General features: G+C 68.6%; 16 protein-coding genes. All 16 read right to left on the reverse strand.

Annotated elements, in window-relative coordinates:
• Window positions 1-156: 156 nt before the first annotated feature.
• Window positions 157-2,337 (reverse strand): xanthine dehydrogenase family protein molybdopterin-binding subunit, encoded by a 2,181-nt coding sequence (locus QUV18_RS06855; protein WP_300892778.1) that lies wholly within the window; start codon window positions 2,335-2,337, stop codon window positions 157-159.
• Window positions 2,334-3,308: a xanthine dehydrogenase family protein subunit M gene (locus QUV18_RS06860; protein ID WP_300892780.1), complete on the reverse strand. Its 975-nt coding sequence runs from the start codon at window positions 3,306-3,308 to the stop codon at window positions 2,334-2,336. Before QUV18_RS06860 ends, QUV18_RS06855 begins: the two co-directional genes overlap by 4 nt.
• The gene (locus QUV18_RS06865; protein WP_300892781.1) at window positions 3,305-3,808 is read right to left on the reverse strand and encodes a 2Fe-2S iron-sulfur cluster-binding protein; all 504 of its coding nucleotides are present in this window, start codon (window positions 3,806-3,808) and stop codon (window positions 3,305-3,307) included. Before QUV18_RS06865 ends, QUV18_RS06860 begins: the two co-directional genes overlap by 4 nt.
• Window positions 3,809-3,906: 98 nt before the next feature.
• Complete coding sequence (locus tag QUV18_RS06870) at window positions 3,907-5,331, reverse strand: dihydrolipoyl dehydrogenase (RefSeq protein WP_300892782.1); 1,425 nt, start codon at window positions 5,329-5,331, stop codon at window positions 3,907-3,909.
• Window positions 5,332-5,463: 132 nt separating this feature from the next.
• Window positions 5,464-6,168, reverse strand: a complete 705-nt coding sequence (locus QUV18_RS06875) for a transglutaminase family protein (RefSeq protein ID WP_300892784.1) — start codon at window positions 6,166-6,168, stop codon at window positions 5,464-5,466.
• Window positions 6,169-6,202: 34 nt separating this feature from the next.
• Window positions 6,203-6,961, reverse strand: a complete 759-nt coding sequence (locus QUV18_RS06880) for an enoyl-CoA hydratase-related protein (protein ID WP_300892786.1) — start codon at window positions 6,959-6,961, stop codon at window positions 6,203-6,205.
• Window positions 6,958-7,578: a 2-hydroxychromene-2-carboxylate isomerase gene (locus tag QUV18_RS06885; protein ID WP_300892787.1), complete on the reverse strand. Its 621-nt coding sequence runs from the start codon at window positions 7,576-7,578 to the stop codon at window positions 6,958-6,960. The genes QUV18_RS06880 and QUV18_RS06885 overlap by 4 nt, the downstream gene beginning before the upstream one ends.
• Complete coding sequence (locus tag QUV18_RS06890) at window positions 7,575-9,182, reverse strand: carboxyl transferase domain-containing protein (protein ID WP_300892789.1); 1,608 nt, start codon at window positions 9,180-9,182, stop codon at window positions 7,575-7,577. Before QUV18_RS06890 ends, QUV18_RS06885 begins: the two co-directional genes overlap by 4 nt.
• A complete protein-coding gene (locus QUV18_RS06895; protein ID WP_300892790.1) occupies window positions 9,175-9,678 on the reverse strand; it encodes a biotin/lipoyl-containing protein in 504 nt (167 codons plus the stop codon). The genes QUV18_RS06890 and QUV18_RS06895 overlap by 8 nt, the downstream gene beginning before the upstream one ends.
• Window positions 9,678-11,168, reverse strand: a complete 1,491-nt coding sequence (locus tag QUV18_RS06900; RefSeq protein WP_300892791.1) for a biotin carboxylase N-terminal domain-containing protein — start codon at window positions 11,166-11,168, stop codon at window positions 9,678-9,680. Before QUV18_RS06900 ends, QUV18_RS06895 begins: the two co-directional genes overlap by 1 nt.
• Before the next feature lie 64 nt (window positions 11,169-11,232).
• On the reverse strand, window positions 11,233-12,411 hold the full coding sequence (locus QUV18_RS06905; protein ID WP_300892792.1) for an ABC transporter substrate-binding protein: 1,179 nt from the start codon (window positions 12,409-12,411) through the stop codon (window positions 11,233-11,235).
• Between the two features lie 49 nt (window positions 12,412-12,460).
• Complete coding sequence (locus tag QUV18_RS06910) at window positions 12,461-13,507, reverse strand: branched-chain amino acid ABC transporter permease (RefSeq protein ID WP_300892793.1); 1,047 nt, start codon at window positions 13,505-13,507, stop codon at window positions 12,461-12,463.
• On the reverse strand, window positions 13,507-14,379 hold the full coding sequence (locus QUV18_RS06915; RefSeq protein WP_300892794.1) for a branched-chain amino acid ABC transporter permease: 873 nt from the start codon (window positions 14,377-14,379) through the stop codon (window positions 13,507-13,509). The genes QUV18_RS06910 and QUV18_RS06915 overlap by 1 nt, the downstream gene beginning before the upstream one ends.
• Window positions 14,380-14,389: 10 nt before the next feature.
• Window positions 14,390-16,231 carry an AMP-binding protein gene (locus tag QUV18_RS06920; protein ID WP_300892795.1) on the reverse strand — a complete coding sequence of 614 codons (1,842 nt, stop codon included), beginning with the start codon at window positions 16,229-16,231 and terminating at the stop codon, window positions 14,390-14,392.
• 2 nt (window positions 16,232-16,233) lie between these two features.
• Window positions 16,234-16,998 (reverse strand): ABC transporter ATP-binding protein, encoded by a 765-nt coding sequence (locus QUV18_RS06925; RefSeq protein WP_300892796.1) that lies wholly within the window; start codon window positions 16,996-16,998, stop codon window positions 16,234-16,236.
• A complete protein-coding gene (locus QUV18_RS06930; protein ID WP_300892798.1) occupies window positions 16,995-17,786 on the reverse strand; it encodes an ABC transporter ATP-binding protein in 792 nt (263 codons plus the stop codon). The genes QUV18_RS06925 and QUV18_RS06930 overlap by 4 nt, the downstream gene beginning before the upstream one ends.

Below are 17,786 nucleotides of genomic sequence, written 5' to 3' on the forward strand. Positions count from 1 at the left end.
TCGGTATCGCGTCGGTGCCGGGGTCGGCATTGCCATTGGTTAATGTGGCGCCCCGGGCCTGCGCCCCCAGATATGGGGGCGCGCGCAACGGCAAGGGGGGCGGGCTTCCGCGCGGAACGGGCTGGCTCTTCCCAGCGCGTGGGACGATCCGGGCGGCTAGAGGCGCTCCAGCCCGCCGAGCACCCTGTCGGGGGTGGCGGGCATGTCGCGGAGGCGGACGCCGCAGGCGTGGTGGAGGGCGTTGAGGATCGCCGCGCCGGCGCCGCAGATGCCGAGCTCGCCCAGCCCCTTGGATTGCATCGGCCCGGCCCACGGATCGCGCTCTTCCACGAAATGCACCTCGAGCGGGGGCACGTCGGCATTGGTGGCGACGTGGTACTCGGCCAGGTCGCGGTTGACGATGTGGCCGTCGCGGCGGTCATGGACCAGCCCTTCGGTCAGGGCCATGCCGATGCCCCATGTCATGCCGCCGTGGCACTGGCTGCGGGCGGTTTTCTGGTTGAGGATGCGGCCGGCGGCGAAGCTGCCCAGCATCCGGCGCACGCGGATCTCGCCGGTGATGTCGTTGACCGCGACCTCGGCGAAATGGGCGCCGAAGGTGGATTGGCGGACATCCTCGAACGCCTTGCCGGCGTCGATATGGCCGTGACCGGTGAGCGTGTCGCCGCCCAGCAGGTCGGAGAGCGCGCGGGTGGTGTTGCCGCAGGTCGCCTGCCCGTCCTTCAGGGTCAGGTCGCGCTCGTCGCACTCCATCATCGAGGCCAGCTGCTGGCGGAGGTCGAGCGCGGCGAGCCAGGTGGCGTTGCCGGTCGAGGCCGCGCCCCAGGAGCCGCCGGAGCCCGAGCCCGGCGGATACTCGGTATCGCCCAGCTTCACGGTGACCCGGTCGGCGGGCAGGCCCAGCGCCTCGCCCGCGATCTGGGTGAGGATGGCGTAGGTGCCGGTGCCGATATCGGTCATGTCGGTTTCCACGAGCGCGCCCCCGGCGGTCAGGGTGATGCGGGCCTCGGCCTCGGACAGGATGTTGACGCGGAAGGCGGCGGCCATGCCGGTGCCGATCCACCATTCGCCGTCGCGCTGTTGGCGCGGGGCGGGGTTGCGGCCCTGCCAGCCGAAACATTTCGCGCCGTCCTGCAGGGTTTCGGCCAACATGTGGGAGGAAAACGGGATACCGCTTTGCGGATCCTTCTCGGGGATGTTGCGCAGGCGCAGCTCGATCGGGTCGAGGCCCAGTTGGACCGCCAGTTCGTCCATGGCGCATTCGAAGGCGGTGACGCCCACCGCCTCGCCGGGGGCGCGGACGGAACCGGCGGCGGGCCGGTGAAGGCGCGCGACGCGTTCGCCGATCAGCCGGTTGGCGGCGGCATAGGCGAAGGCGCTGGCCTGGGTGACCGGCTCGGCGAAGGATTCGTCGGGGAGATTGGAGACGAGGGCCTCGTGGCCGAGCCCGGTGAGGCGCCCGTCGGACGAGGCGGCCAGGCGGATGCGCTGGCGGGTTTCGGAGCGGCGGGTGATGGTCTCGAAGACCTGCCGGCGGTGCTGGACCACGCGGACGGGGCGGTCGAGTTCCTTTGCCGCGATGGCGGCGGCGACGGTCTCGGCGGAAATGCCGAGCTTGGAGCCGAAGCCGCCGCCGACGTAAGGCGAGAGCAGCCGCACCCTGGCCGGGTCGATGCCGAGGCAGTCGGCCAGTTCATTGCGGTTGTATTTCAGCATCTGGAGCGAGGCGCGGACGGTGAGGTTCTCGCCGTCCCAGGCCGCCACGGCGGCGTGGGGCTCCATCGGGGCGCTGGAGTGACCGGCGGTGGTGTACTCGGCGTCGATGCTGTGGGGGGCGTCGGCCATGGCGGCGTCGAGGTCGCCCTGCCCGTCCGGTTCGCCCTCCGGCTCGACGGCCTGAGGGTCGACCGGGCCGGGCGGGCCGTCCGCGGTGATCTTCAGCGCGTTGGCGGCATGGCGGGCCTGCTCGAAGCTTTCGGCGACGACGAGGGCGATGGGCTGGCCGGTATAGGCGGCGCTGTCGACGCCCTGCACGGGGGCCTCGTTGGCGGTGCCCTGGGCGGAATTGCGGACCATGCGGGGGTCGCGGATCACGGCGAGCACGCCTTGCATGGCGCGGATATCGTCGGCATTGGTGGCGGTCAGCGCCCCCTGCCCCGGCGCGCGCACCAGCACGCCGAAGGCGCAGCCCCCGGGGATGTCGTCGGCCGCGTAGGTGGCCGCGCCGGTGACCTTCAGGTGACCTTCGGGCCGGTCGGCCGGGGTGCCGAGCAGGCCCTGGGCGAGGCTGTCGGCGCGGTCTTCGGACTTGTCGTCGAGCTTGATCCGGATGGTCATGCCGTGGCCTCCTCGAGCACGGCGGGGAGCAGGCGCCGTACCAGTGGTATCTTGAAATCGTCGCCGCCGTGGGTCTCGGCGCCCTGCAGCAGGATGTCGGCCACCTTGTCGAAGAGCGCGGCCGAGGGTGTGGTGCCGGTGAGGGTGGCGTCGACCTCGATATCGCGCCAGGGCTGGGGCGCGAGCCCGCCGAAGCCGATGGCGGCATGGGCGATCCTGCCCCCTTCCATGCGGATCACGGCGGCGATGGAGACCAGCGCGAAGGCATAGGAGGCGCGGTCGCGCACCTTGCGGTAAACCTGCCGGTCGCCTTTCGGGGCGGGCAGGAAGACGGAGGTGACCAGGTCGCCCGGTTCGAGCATGGTCTCGATATGCGGCGTGTCGCCCGGCAGGCAGTAGAAATTGTCCATGTCGTAGGCGCGGCGGTTGCCTTCGGGAGATTGTACCTCAACCTGGGCATCGAGGGCGCGCAGGGCCACGGCCATGTCGCTTGGATGCAGGGCGATGCAGTGTTCGGAGGTGCCGAGGATGGCGTGGTTGCGGGTTTCACCGCCCAGCGCGGCGCAGCCCTCGCCGGGCGTGCGTTTGTTGCAGGGGGTGTCGGTGTCGTAGAAATAGGGGCAGCGGGTGCGTTGCAGCAGGTTGCCGCCGGTGGTGGCCTTGTTGCGCAGCTGGCCGGAGGCGCCGGCGAGGAGCGCGCGGGAAAGGACCGGCCAGTCGCGGCGGATGCGGGTGTCGGCGGCGAGGTCGGAATTGGGGACGGTGGCGCCGATGCGCAGGCCGCCGGCTTCCTCCTCGATGCGGTCGAGGCCGAGGCGGGTGACATCGACCAGTTTGCCCGGGGCCATCACCTCGAGCTTCATCAGGTCCAGCAGGTTGGTGCCGCCCGCGATGAAGGCGGCGCCCCGGCCGGCGCCCGCGTGGCAGGCGGCGGCGGTGTTCTCGGCGCGCAGGTAGTCGAAAGGTTTCATGCTTGGTGGCCTTTCGCGTCGCGGATGGCGGCGTTGATGCCGGGGTAGCAAGAGCAGCGGCAGAGGTTGCCGCTCATCCGCTCGGCGAGCTCGGCCTCGGTCAGCTCGCACGGGCCGTCGAGCGAGGGGCTGACATGGCTGGGCCAGCCGGCGGCGAGCTCGTCGAGCATGGCGGTGGCCGAGCAGATCTGGCCGGGGGTGCAGTAGCCGCACTGGAAGCCGTCATGCTCTATGAAGGCCTGTTGCAGCGGCGAGAGGGCGCCGTCGGAAAGGCCCTCGACGGTGGTGATGGCGTCGCCCTCGTGCATCACGGCAAGGCTCAGGCAGGAATTGATGCGGCGGCCGTTGACCAGCACGGTGCAGGCGCCGCACTGGCCCTGGTCGCAGCCCTTGCGCGAGCCGGTGAGGCCAAGGTGATCGCGCAGCGCGTCGAGCAGGGTGACGCGCGGGTCGAGGTCGAGCGTATGGTCGGCGCCGTTGATGGTGAGGGTGATCTGCATGGCGTCTCCGGATGGCGGTGGCGGTCGGGCGCGGTGTGTGGAAGGAACCGATACCCGGCGGGGTTTGTTCCTGCGGGCGCCGGTTTCCGTTGCGGCGGTCAGGTGCCGGACGGACCGCCATGGCTGCCCGGGCGGGGGTCGTCGTCGCGGTGCCATGGCTTCGAGCGGTCGGTCTGGCGGCAGATGTCGCGGAGGGCGGTTTGCAGGCCCTCGGCGAGGGTCGGGTGGTAGAACGGCAGGTCGAGCACGTCGGAGGCGGTGAGGCCCTGCTGGATGACCCAGGCGAGGAGGTGGGCGAGGTGTTCGCCGCCCGGCGCGCAGAGCGAGGCGCCGGTGAGGCGGCCGTCGGTGGCGCTTGCGTGGAGGCGGACGAGGCCGTGGGCCTGCCCCATGACCTTGGCACGGCCCTGGTCGCCATAGTCGGCGGTGCCGGTGACGTGCCCTGCCTCGTCGGGGCCCGGGATGGTGCCGATGGTGGCGGCCTCGGGGCGGGTGAAGGAGATGGCGAGGGGGGTCTTGCGGGGGGAGGCCGACACCTTTGGCCAGGTGGCGGCGTTGCAGCCGGCGATGGTGCCTTCGTCGGAGGCCTCGTGCAGGAGGGGGCGGTCGTGGTTTGCGTCGCCGGCGATGAAGACCGGCGCGTCGCCGCATTGCAGGGTGTCGGGGTCGAAGATCGGCGTGCCGTGGTCGTCGAGGTCGAGATCGGCGTTTTCGAGTTCCAGCGCGTCGAGCGACGGGGGCCGGCCCGCGGCGACGAGCACGCGCTCGAAGCGGGCGGTGTTGCCGTGCCAGGACAGGTCCACCCCGTCGGGATGGGCCGCCGGCTCGGGTTTGCAGTCCAGGTGGATGGGGAAGCTGTCGGAGAGCACGGCGTAGAGCGCGGCGCTTGTCTCGGGGGGCAGGCCCGCGAGGCTGTCGCCCGCGTCGAACACCTCGACCTGCACGCCCAGCCGGTGCATCGCCTGTGCCAGTTCCAGCCCCAGCGGCCCGGCGCCGATCACCGCCATGCTGGCGGGCAGGTCGTCGAGTTCGAAGATCGTGCGATTGGTGAGCACCCGGTCGGCCACGGCCCTGTAGGGGCCGGGCAGGTCGGGCGCGGCGCCGGTGGCGATTACGACGGCGCGGGCCTCGACCGTGTCGCCGGTGTCGAGGGCAAGCTCGCCCGGCGCCTCGAACCGGGCGCGGGCCTTGAGGCAGGTGCCGTCGGGCAGATCGGCGATGGACCGGCGGACGCCGGCGGCGAAGTCGTCACGCATCCGGCGGACGCGGCCGAGCACGTCGGCGCCCCGGACCTCGACCCGGGCATGGATGCCGAAGCGGTCGGCATCGGACGCGCCATGGGCCGCGTCGGCCGCGGCGATCAGCAGTTTGGAGGGCATGCAGCCCACCGTGGCGCAGGTGGTGCCGGCGAAGTCCGGGTCGATCAGCCGGGTTTCGGCCCCCTGCCGCCTTGCGTGGCGCTCGGCCGCGAGCCCGGCGGTGCCGGCACCGATCACGGCGACATCTGCAACATGGCGGGTCATCCGGGTCTCCTGCGTCCTGTCAGGGTCAACCCGGCGGAAAGGGCACCGGTTCCACGGCCGCCCGCCCCGGCGCGGCGTCAATGGGTCAAGGTCGGGAGGGGGATCAGGCGATTGCGCCCGACCCGGCGGCGATCAGCCCGGCGTGCCGTGGCCGAACCCCGCGTCCCCGACCGCGTCCCCCCTCTCGGCGAGCGCTGCAAGCTTCGGATAGGTCCGGTGGAACATCTCGAGGAACGCGTCGGCCGGGAAATCGGCGTAGAGGCCCCGGTCGTTCACGTATTCCATGTGGCGCCGGTTGCCGGCGTCGAATTCGTGGAAGAGCGCGTCGGAGGTGCCGTCGAAGACGAGGGGTTTCACGCCGAACCGGTCGCAGAGGTCCATGTTGAAGGCCGGGGTGATCTTGTAGCTCTTCCCGTCGAGCCAGACCTGCACGTAGCCGTGGAAGATGAAGAGGTCGGTCTCCATCAGCTCGGCCAGCTTGGGCGTGTTGAGGTGGTTCTTCACGTCGGCGAAGCCCAGCGCCGCCGGGATGCCCGCGGCGCGCAGGCAGGCGGCGAGCAGGATCGCCTTGGGCACGCAGAAGGCGGCATCCTGCGCGGCGATGGCGCTGGCGCGGTAGGCGTTGGGGGTGAGGTCGTAGGTGTAGGGATCGTAGCGCAGCCCGTCGCGCACGGCGTCGAAGAGGCGGATGGCCTTTTCGGTCTGCGTGGCGTCGGGCGGGAGGGCTTCGAGAGCGGCCTCGGTGAAGGCGCGGACGGCCGGGCTGTCGCTGTCGACGTAATGGCCGGGGCGGGTGTAGATCTCGGGCGGTTGGGCGCTGTCGGTGTCGGGGGTCATCTCGTCTCCCATCGGTTGGGGCGGGGCCGTCATGTCACTTGCCGACGAATTTCGATACGGCGGCGATCATTTCCGGCCGACCGGCCAGTTCGGCCTGGTAGTCGCGTTCGAGGTCGAGCTGGGCGTCGAGCGCGTCGTCGGTGGCGGCGTTGACGAGCTGCTTGGTGCGCTGCGCGGCCAATGGCGGCAGGGCGGCGATGCGGTCGGCGGTGGCGCGGGCCTCGTCGGCCAGCCGCTCGGGCGGGTGGACGGCCCAGACGAGCCCCCAGTCGCGGGCCTGTGCCGCGCCGATCCTTTCACCCAGCAGCATCATCGACAGGGCGCGGGTGCGGCCCGCGCAGCGCGGGATGAAGAGCGTGTTGCCGCCGTCGGGCACCAGCGCGATGCCGGCGAAGGGTTCGTAGAAGAAGGCGGTTTCGGCGGCCAGCACGATATCGGCGGAAAAGGCGAGGCCCACGCTGACCCCGGCGCAGGCGCCGTTGACCGCCGAGATCACGATCAGGCGGGAGCGGCGGACCGCGCGGATGAGGGGGTTGAAGTAGTCCTCGAGCACCGAGCGGAGGTCGCAGCCCTCGCTGAGGTCGACGGTGGAGAGGTCGTAGCCCGCCCCGAAGGCACGGCCCGCCCCGGTGACGATCACGGCGCGGACGGCTTCGTTGCCTTCCAGCTCGGCCAGCGCCGCGCGCATCTCGTCGGCGCTTTCGTTCCTCATGGCGTTGAGCTTGTCGGGCCGGTTGACCGTGAGGGTGGCGACGGGGCCGTCGATGGCGACGGTGATATCCTGGTAGGTCATGTCGGTTCCTTTTCCCGCGCGGCGCGCCGTGACAGCCGCCAGTCGAGTTGTGGCAGACGGTCGGCGCCGAAGAAAGGCTCGCCGTCGAGGATGAAGAAGGGCGAGCCCCAGATGCCGGCGGCGATGGCCGCGTCGTTGGCCTGGCGGAGTTTGTCCTTGGACGTGTCCGCCGTCGCCAGGTGGTCGGCCTCGGACCGGGAGAGGCCGATATGCGCGGCGAGGTCGGCCAGCGTTGCGGGGTCGGTCAGGTCGGCGCCCTGGCCGAAATGCGCGGAAAGCGCGTGGCGGGCGAAATCGGTGGCCTGTGCCGGGTCTTTTGCGGCGATGCCGTAGTAGAGCCGCGCCGCCGCGTGGGTGGACTTGGCGAAGGAGGGGGGCATGACGAAGGGCAGGCCGTGAAAGGCCGCGGAGCGTTCGAAATCGAGCGGCATGTAATCGGCCTTGGGCCCGTCCTGCAGCGGGGCCACCATGCCGAAATGGTTGCGGCAGGCCCAGAGCAGGACCGGGTGCCAGACCAGCCGCGCGCCGTGGGCCGCCGCGATGTCCTCGGCCAGGGGGGCTGCGCAATAGGCGTAGGGCGAGGCGAAGTCGAAGTAGAAGTCGATTGATCCGGTCACAGGCGCAGCACCCCGTAGCCGGGGGTGCCAAGCGGCGCGTTGAGCGCGCTGGTGATCGCCATGCCCAGCGCGTTGCGGGTGTCGACCGGGTCGATGATGCCGTCATCCCAGAGATGCGATGTGGCGTAATAGGCCGAGAGCTGTTCCATGTAGGCCTTGCCGGTGGTCTCGCGCAGCGCCTCGAGCACGGTGTCGTCGACCTCCTCGCCGTTGCGCTTCATCTGGGCGGCCTTCACGTCGGCCAGGGTGTTGGCGGCCTGTTCGCCGCCCATGACGCCGATCTGGCTGTTGGGCCAGGCGAACATGAAACGCCCGTCGAAGGCGCGGCCGCACATGCCGTAATTGCCCGCCCCGAAGGAGCCGTTGCACATGACGGTGAATTTCGGGACGTGGCTGCAGGTCATGGCCATGATCATCTTGGCGCCGTCCTTGGTGATGCCCTCGCGCTCGTACTCGCGCCCGATCATGTAGCCGGTGATGTTCTGCAGGAAGACCAGCGGCGTGTTGTTCTGGTTGCAGAGTTCGATGAAATGCGCGCCCTTGAGGGCGCTGTCGTTGAAGAGCACGCCGTTGTTGCCCAGCACGCCGACCTTCCAGCCCCAGATATTGGCGAAGCCGCAGACCAGCGTGGTGCCGTAATCGGGCTGGTATTCGTGGAAGCGGCTGCCGTCGACGATGCGCGCGATCACCTCGCGCATGTCGAAGCCTTTCTTGATGTCGTCGGGGAGGATGCCGTACAGGTCCTTCGGGTCGTAATGGGGCGGGACCGGGTCGTCGCGCTGGCACTCCCACTTCTTCGGCTTTTCCCATTGCTGGACGATCTCGCGGCCGATGGCGATGGCCTCTTCCTCGGTCTCGGCCGGGTAGTCGCAGGTGCCGCTGACGGAGGTGTGCATCTCGGCGCCGCCCAGTTCCTCGGCGGTGACCTCCTCGCCGGTGGCGGCCTTGACGAGGGGCGGGCCGCCGAGGAAGACCGCGCCGGTGCCGCGCACGATGACATTGTAATCCGACAGCCCCGGCACGTAGGCGCCGCCGGCGGTGCACTGCCCGAAGACGAGCGCGAGCTGCTTGATGCCGGCCTTGGACAGGAGGCACTGGTTGCGGAAGATGCGGCCGGCCATGTAGCGGTCGGCGAAGACCTGGTTCTGCATGGGCAGGAAGCCGCCCGCGCTGTCGCAGAGGTGGATCACGGGGAGGTGGTTTTCCAGCGCGATATCGAGGCAGCGGACGATCTTCTTGACCGAGAGCGGGTACCACGCGCCGCCCTTCACCGAGCTGTCGTCGGCGTGGATGATCACCTCGCGGCCCGAGACGATGCCGAGGCCGGTGATGATGCTGGCGCCGGGGCTTTCGCCGTCATACTCGGTATTGGCGGCGAGCGAGGACAGTTCGAGAAAGGGCGTGCCCGGATCGAGCAGCAGTTCCAGCCGCTCGCGCGGGCGCATCTTGCCGTGCTTTTCCAGCCGGCGGATGTCGCGCTCGGGGCGGTCGTCGCGGGCGGCGCGCTGCATTTCGCGGAACTCGGCGACGCGGGCGCGGTTGCGGGCGGCGCGGGTCTTGAACTCGGCGCTGGCCGGGTTGATCGCGGAGGTGATCCTACGCATCGCCGTCTTCCTCCTCTTGCAGCCGGGCCACGATGGCGCCCTTCTCGAAGACGTCGCCTTCGGATTTCAGGATCTCGGCCAGCACGCCGTCGCGCTCGGCCGTCAGGTTGGTCTGAAGTTTCATGCTTTCGATGGTCAGGATCGTGTCGCCGGCGGTGACGGGGTCGCCGGGCTGTTTCTCGACGCTGACGACGACGCCGGGCATGGGGGCGCGGATGTCGCCGCTGCCCTGCACCTTTTCGCGGGCGGCATCGCGCGGGTCGACGAATTCGACGATCCAGGTGCGGCCGCCGAGATGCAGGAAGGCGCGGTTGCCGCTGCGGGCCTGGTGATAGGTGATGTCCTCGCCGTCGATCCGGGCGTGGCGCAGGGCACCGGTGGTGCCGGTTTCGCGCAAGGCATGGCCGCGGCCGTCGATGCGGAGCTCGAGATCGGGCCGGAGGGCGGCGATGTCCATCTCGTGCGGCGTGCCGTTGAGGCGGAGTTTCAGTTTCATCAGTTCCTCCAGCCGCCGATCGAGGCGTAGGGTTCGGGCGCGTCGAAGGCGAGGGTGCGGAATTCGCGGAAGGTGAGCGCCGCGGCCATCAGCACGCGGGCGGCCTCGTGCGGGGAGAGGTCGGGCTCGGCCAGTGCGGCCTCGTGCTCGGCCACGAAGCCGGTGTGCAGCGGGTCGTCGCGGAAGGCCGGGTGCGCGAGGATGCGGGCGAGGTAGTTGATGTTGGTCTCGACCCCCAGCAGCACGGTGCGTTCGAGCGCCTGTTGCGCCGCCGCGATGGCGGCGGGCCGGTCGGGGCCGGCGACGACGAGCTTGGCCAGCATGGAGTCGAAATCGAGGGTGACGTCGGTGCCCTCGCGCAGGCCGTTCTCGAAGCGGATGTTGTCGCCCGTAGGCGGGTCGAGATGGAGGATGCGGCCGGTGGCGGGCATGAAATCCTGTTCCGGCACCTCGGCGCAGACGCGGCATTCAAGCGCGTGGCCGGTAAGGGTGATGTCAGGCTGGTCGAGGGAAAGCCCGCGCCCGGCGGCGATGTCGAGCTGCAGTGCCACGAGGTCGAGCCCGGTGACCATTTCGGTAACGGGGTGTTCCACCTGCAGGCGGGTGTTCATTTCCAGGAAGTAGAAGGTGCCGTCGGGGGCGAGGATGAATTCGACCGTGCCGGCGTTGCGGTAGGCCACGGCCTCGGACAGGCGGACGGCCGCTGCGCAGATCTCGTCGCGCAGGGCGGGGTCGAGATGGCCGGCGGGGGCCTCCTCGATGATCTTCTGGAAGCGGCGCTGGACCGAGCATTCGCGCTCGAAGAGGTGCAGCACCTTGCCCTGCCCGTCGCCCAGAACCTGCACCTCGATATGGCGCGGGCGTTCGACGTAGCGCTCGGCATAGATGGTCGGATCGCCGAAATAGCGCTCGGCCTCGGAGCGGGCGGTGCGGGCGCGGGTGAGCAGGTCTTGCTTGCCCTCGACGATGCTCATGCCCTTGCCGCCGCCGCCGGCGGAGGCCTTGATCAGCAGCGGGAAGCCGATGCTCGCGGCCTTCTCGACGAAGGCGTCGATATCCTCGCCGCCGGTGACCGAGGGGGCGACCGGCACGCCGTTTTCTTCGGCGAACCGCCGCGAGCGGATCTTGTCGCCCATCAGGTCGATCGTGTCGGGGGCGGGGCCGATGAAGACGAGGCCCGCGGCCTCGACCGCGCGGGCGAAGCCGCTGTTCTCGGACAGGAAGCCGTAGCCCGGGTGGATCGCCTCGGCGCCGGTTTCCCGCGCCGTCTCGATGATCTGTTCGGCATCGAGATAGGCGGCGACGGGCGTGTCGCCGGTGATCTCGGCGCTCGCGTCGGCCAGCCGGACGAAGCGGGCATTGCGTTCGGACAGGTGGTGCACCGCGACCGTCTCCACCCCGAGCCTGCGGCAGGTGTCGATCACCCGGCAGGCGATCTCGCCGCGGTTGGCGATCAGGATGCGTTTGAAGGGCGGGGTGTCGTGACCCATGGGAATGATACTCCGGAAAACTCGGGAATGCGGCGGGCCGGTGGGCCGGCCCGCCGCCTTGGTGTCAGTACTCGGTGAACTCGGTGACGGGCGTGAGCGAGCCCGCCTCGGGATCGACCTGCAGGACGCGCACGGCGGTGGCCGAGATGTGCCTGTCGGGCGCGAAGTCGAGCGGCAGGGTGATGCCGTGGGTGTCGAACGCCTCGCCCGATTCCATCTGTTCGACGGCGCAGGCGCGGGTCGGTTCGTCACCGCAGCGGCGGATCGCCTCAATCATGATCGACGTCGCGATATAGCCGGTGATGGCGTAGCGGTTGAGCGCGCCCTGTTCCTCCTCGTTCAGGTGCGCCTTGGCCATGTCCTCGAAATGCTGGCTCCCTTCCGAGCCGCGCGGGGAGATGTAGTCGCCGCTGTAGTAGTCGTATCCGAAGGGCGCCGAGAGCTGCATGATCGGCGGCAGGGTCGAGGTGGGCACGGTGGCGATCCTGAGGTCGAGCTTGAACTTGCTGGCCTCTTTCAGCATCGCCGGGATCTCGGTGGTGACGCCGCCCGCGACCAGCACGTTCACCCCGTCGGAGCGGGTGCGCAGGATCTCGGCGCCGAAATCCTTCTGCCCGCGCTTGTAGCGGATCGGTTCGGCGGTGTCGGCGCCGAACTCGTCCACCGCGCGGTGGAACGCCTCCTCGACCTGGTTGCCGAAATCGTCATCCTGCCGGATCACGCCGTATTTGGGGCTTTCGGGGCTGTCGTTGTCGTGGATGTACTTGAGCTGGGCATAGAGCAGGTCCTGGTAGGACGCGCCCAGCATGAAGACCGAGGGCTTGATCGGGTCCACCGCCGCCTGCAGCGGCGAGAAGGACACGATGGCGGGAATGCCTTCCTCCTCGAGGATCGGCAGGATCGCCGCCGTTCCGGCCCCTGCCCCGGTGCCGATGAGGCCGAACAGCCCCTCGTCCATCAGCTTGCGCAGGCCCTGCACCGTGCGGGCCGGCACGTAGCCGTCATCCTCGGTGCGGATGGTGACCTGGCGGCCGTTGACGCCGCCGTTGGCGTTGGCCTCGCGCGCGGCGATGACCGATCCGAAATGCGCGGCGCGGCCGACCAGCGCGGCCGAGCTTGTCATGGGCAGCACGTTGCCGATCACGATCTCGTCGTCGGTGACGCCCTCCTCCTGCGCCGTGACGAACGTGGCCGTTGCCAGCAACGCCGCGAGCCCGAGGGCTCCTGTCTTCAGTCGTCTCATGGTTGGTCCTCCTCTGTTCGTTGTCAGCCCGTGGCCATTGGCTTTGTCGTCATTTGGATAGGGGCCACTGGGTCCAGTACCGCTGCACGTCGCGCCAGAGCCCGACGAGGCCCTGTGGCTTGATGCGCAGCATGATGATGATGGTGAGGCCGGTGAGCAGGCCGCGGATCTCGTAGATGTAGGTCGAGAGCATGTTGTTGACGCCGGTCGGCAGCAGGTCGAGTGCCTCGCGCGTGGCCTCGGGCAGCAGGACGATGAAGACCGCCCCCATGATCGCGCCCGCGACCGAACCGAGCCCGCCGACGATCACCATCGCCAGCGCCTCGATCGACAGCAGCACGTTGAAGATGTCGACGTTGATGAAACGGAACTGGAAGGCCATGAGCCCGCCGGCGATGCCCACGAAAAAGGACGAGACCATGAAGGCCACCAGCTTGTAGCGCACGAGGCTGATGCCCATGACGCGGGCGGCGATGTCGTGGTCGCGGATGGCGGTGAAGGCGCGGCCGACGCGGGTGCGCAGGATGTTGAGGGCCATCAGCGTCACGAGGATCGCGGTGACCAGGACCAGCGTGTAGAGGCCAGTGGTGGTGGCGAGGTCGAGCCCGAGGAAGTTCAGGTCCTCGACGCGCACGCCGTAGGGGCCGTGGGTGATGCCCTCGGCGTAGAGCAGGAAATGGGTGACGATGAAGGAAAACGCCATCGTGGTGATCGCGAGGTAGAGCCCCTTGAGCCGCAGCGAGGGAACGCCGACCAGCAGGCTGAGCAGCGCCGGCACCACGCCGGCCATCAGCAGGGCCAGCTCCGGCGGCCAGTTGTAATCGGCGATGAGCAGCCCGGTGGTGTAGCAGCCCGAGGCGAGGAACCCCGCCTGCCCCAGCGATATCAGCCCGGTCGACCCGGTCAGGATGTTGAGCCCGATCGCCCCGATCGCCGCGATGCCCACGGTGGTGGCGAGCGACAGAAGGTAGCTGCTGGCCACCATCGGCAGCAGCGCCAGCGCCAGCACCAGCAGCAGGGCCCAGGACCACGTCACCGGGTTGTGGCTGAGCGAGACGTGTTTCTCGTAGGTTTCGACGAAGTGACGGGTCCGCATCAGACGCGCTCCAGTTCTTTTTCACCGAAGAGACCGTAGGGCCGGATCATCAGCACGATGATGATCACGATGAAGCCCGAGATCTCTTTCAGGCCGTGGCCGATATAGCCTTCGGACAGGGCGGCGATGACGCCGATGATCAGGCCGCCCGCGCCCGAGCCCAGCGGCGAGTCGAGCCCGCCGAGGATGGCGGCCGGGAAGGATTGCAGCCCCTGGAACCACATGTCTGGGGCGCGGGCGAACATCACCGCGAAGGCGACGCCGGCGAGGCCCGAGACCACCGCCGCGATGGCCCAGGCGAGCGACGAAATGCGGCGCACGTCGACGCCCATCAGCAGGGCCGATGTCTCGTCCATCGCGGTGGCGCGCATGGCGATGCCGATGCGGGTGAACCGGAAGAAGAGATAGACCGCCGCGCTGACCGCGCAGAAGAGCAGGAGCGCGAAGAGCTGTTCGGAAAAGAGCACGACCGGCCCGATCTCGATCAGCCCGCCCTCGACCGAGGCGTCGAAGGGCGCCGCGTCCGGCCCCCAGATCATGATGATCAGGCTGCGCAGGGTGATGGCGAGACCGATGGTGACCATCACGATCGAGAACACCGGCTGGCCCGACATGGGCCGGATGAAGACGAATTCGATCACCACGCCGATCAGCGCCGCGGCAAGGATGGTGACCGGCACCAGCAGCCAGAACGGCAGCGCGAGGGAGGTGGCGAGGCTCCAGCTGGTATAGGCCACCAGCATCATCACCTCGCCCTGGGCGAAGTTGAGCACGCCCGTGGTCTTGAAGATGATCGCGAAGGCGATGGCGATGATGCCGTAGATCGACCCGATAACGAGGCCGGAGGCGACTAGGTTGAGAAACAGGTCCATTCTGATCTCCTCAGGCGGCGTACATGGCGTCGATCTGGTCTTTGAACTTGCTTTCCACGACCGCGCGGCGGACCTTCATGGTCGCCGTGACCTCGCCGTCGTCGTGGTCGAGCTCCTTGGTCAGGAGGTCGAAGCGGCGGACGTTTTCCACCCGGCTGAATTCGCGGTTCACCTTCTCGACTTCCCTTTCGATCAGGTCGCGCACTTCGGGCAGGCTGGAGAGGCTTTTGAAGGTGGTGTAGGCCAGACCCTTTTCCTGGGCCCATTTGCCGACGGTTTCGTAATCGACCTGGATCAGCGCGGTCAGGTAGTTGCGGCGCTCGCCGATCAGCACCGCCTCGCGGATATAGATCGAGTCCTTCATCCGGTTCTCGATGAGGGATGGCGTGATGTTCTTGCCGCCCGAGGTGATGATCAGGTCTTTCTTGCGGTCGGTGATGCGGATCGAGCCGTCGGGGCCGATCTCGCCCACGTCGCCGGTATGCATCCAGCCGTCGACCACCGCAGCGGCCGTCGCCTCCTCGTTGCGCAGGTAGCCGGGGAAGACCGCGGGCGAGCGGATGAGGATCTCGCCATCCCCGGCGATCTTCTGGTCGTAGGTGTCGAGCGGCGGGCCGGACTCGCCCAGGGCGGTGTGGCCGGGGTACTGGCTGTGCGAGATGCCCGACAGCTCGGTCATGCCGTAGACCTGGTAGACCCTGAGGCCGATGGCCCAGAAATATTCCAGCACGTCGGGAGAGATCGACGCCCCGCCGCAGAGCATGGTGCGCGCCCGGTCGAGCCCCATGCTTTTCTGCAGCGGGCGGAAGCAGATGAGCCAGAGCAGCGCATAGACCAGCCTGTCGCGCAGCGAGGCGAAGCGGCCGCCATTATCGAGCCGCCGCCGGGCGATGGGCCGGCCAAGTTCGAGCGCGCGGGCGACCACCTTCTGTTGCAGCGGCGTGGCGTCCTTCAGCCGCACGATCACCGCGTATTGCAGCTTTTCCCAGATGCGCGGCACCCCGAGGAAGCCGGAGGGGGCGATCTCGCGCAGGTTCTGGCCGACCGCGTCGATGGATTCGGCGAAGTTCACGGTCGAACCGTTGACCAGCTGCATGACGGTGGAGCAGAGCCGCTCTGCCACGTGGCAGAGCGGCAGGTAGCAGAGCACCTCCCAGTTGGTCTCGTCGACCTTGTGCCGTTCGGACAGGCGCAGCGCGCCCCAGATCAGCCCGTGATGCGACAGCATCGCGCCCTTGGGTTTTCCGGTCGTGCCGGAAGTGTAGACGATGATCGCCGGGTCGTCGGGGGTGAGCGCGTCGATCGAGCGTTCGAACCGGTCGCCGTAGGCCTCTCGTTGTGCGCGGCCAAGCTCCGACACTTCCTCGAAGCTCATCAGCATGTCGCGCGGGTAGTGCTTCAGCCCCTTCATGTCGACGCAGATGATCTTTTCGAGATGGGGCAGCTCGCCCTCGTGCCGGATCGCGTCGAAGACCTTGTCGGTCTGCTCCTGATCGCCGCAGACGACGATGCGCGAGCGGGAATGTTCGAGGATGTAGCGCAGTTCCGGCCAGGGGTTGGTGGGGTAGATGCCGATGCAGGCCCCGCCGAGCGCCTGGATCGCCATGTCGCTGAACATCCACTCGGGCGTATTCTCGCTGGCGACGGCAAGGAAATCGCCCGGTTCCACCCCAAGCGCGAGCAGCCCGTAGGCGAAATCCCTGGTGCGCTCGTAATAGTCACGGTAGGTGAAGCGCTGCCAGACACCGAGGTCCTTTTCGCGGAAGGCCAGCCGGTCGGGCTGGGTCTGCGCCCAGTGGCGCAGGAGGCCCGGAAGGGTGGTGGTTTCGGCCAGCTTCGTGTCGCGCAGCATGGTCAGTTCTTCCCCAGGTAGGCCTGGATCACCGCCTCGTTGGCGGAGATCTCGGCGGGCGTGCCTTCCCCGATCAGCGCGCCGTGGTTGAGGACGGCGACCCGGTCGGAGATGTCCATGACGATGCCCATGTCGTGCTCGACCATCACCACGGTCACGCCCAGCTCTTCGCGGATGTCGAGGATGAAGCGGGCGATGTCCTCGGTTTCCTCGCTGTTCATGCCCGAGACCATCTCGTCGAGCAGCAGGAGCCTGGGCCCGGTGGCCAGCGCCCGGCCGAGTTCCACGCGCTTCTGCAGGCCGTAGGACAGGAGGCCCACGGGCGTGTCGCGCAGGTGCTCGATCTCGAGGAAGTCAATGATCTTCTCGACCTGCTTGCGGGCGCGGATCTCCTCGTTGCGGGCGGGGCCCCAGAAGAGGGCGGCGGTGAACGGGTTGGCCTTCAGCGTGTGGTGGAGGCCCACGAGCAGGTTCTGCACCACGGTGGCGTGGCCGAAGATCGCGAGGTTCTGGAAGGTGCGGCCGATGCCAAAATCGACAAGCTGGTGAGTCGAGGCGCGGTGCAGGGCGTGGCCGTCGAAGACGATCTCGCCGTCGGAAGGGGCGAAGAGCGCGCTGACCAGGTTGAAGAGCGTGGTCTTGCCCGCGCCGTTCGGGCCGATCACGCTGTAGATCGCGCCCTCGGGCACGTCGAAGGTCACGTCGCTCACCGCGGTGAGCCCGCCGAAGCGCTTGGTGACGCCGGACAGCGAAAGAATGCTCGTCATGACAGCCACCTCTTGCGACGCTTGTAGTGTTTCACCTCGCGGTAGTTCTTGCGCGAGCCGCTTTCGCCGAAGCCGAGGTAGAATTCCTTCACGTCGTCATTGCCGGCGATATCCCGCGCCGGGCCGTCGAGCACGACGCGGCCGTTTTCCATGATGTAGCCGTAATCGGCCACGTCGAGGGCGAGGGAGGCGTTCTGCTCGACCAGCAGGATGGACATCCTGCCCTCCTTGTTGAGGGCGACGATGGTTTCGAAGATCTGGTCGATGATCTGTGGCGCGAGCCCGAGGGAGGGCTCGTCGAGCATCAGGAGCCTGGGCTCGGCCATCAGCGCCCGGCCGATCGCTGCCATCTGCTGCTCGCCGCCGGAGAGGTAGCCCGCCACCGCGTTGCGGCGTTCCTTGAGGCGGGGAAACAGGGTATAGACCCGCTCGAGATCGGCCTTCATCTGGGCCTGGGTCTTGAGGAAGGCGCCCATCGAGAGGTTCTCTTCCACCGACATCAGCGGGAAGAGCCGCCGCCCCTCGGGCACGTGGACGATGCCGCGGCGCACGATCTCGTCGGCGGCGATGCGCTTGAGGTCGGCGTCCTCGAAGGCGAGGGTGCCGTTGATGACCTCGCCTTCCTCGGGGTAGAGCACGTTGGAGATGGCCTTGAGCAGGGTCGATTTCCCGGCGCCGTTGGAGCCGAGCAGCGCCACGATCGAGCCCGGCTCGACATTGAGCGACACGTCCCGCACCGCCTCGATCGAGCGGTCGTACATGATCTGGACGTTGGTCAGCCGGAGCAT

Origin of the sequence: Roseovarius sp., assembly GCF_030373445.1 — a bacterium.
GTDB lineage: Bacteria > Pseudomonadota > Alphaproteobacteria > Rhodobacterales > Rhodobacteraceae > Roseovarius.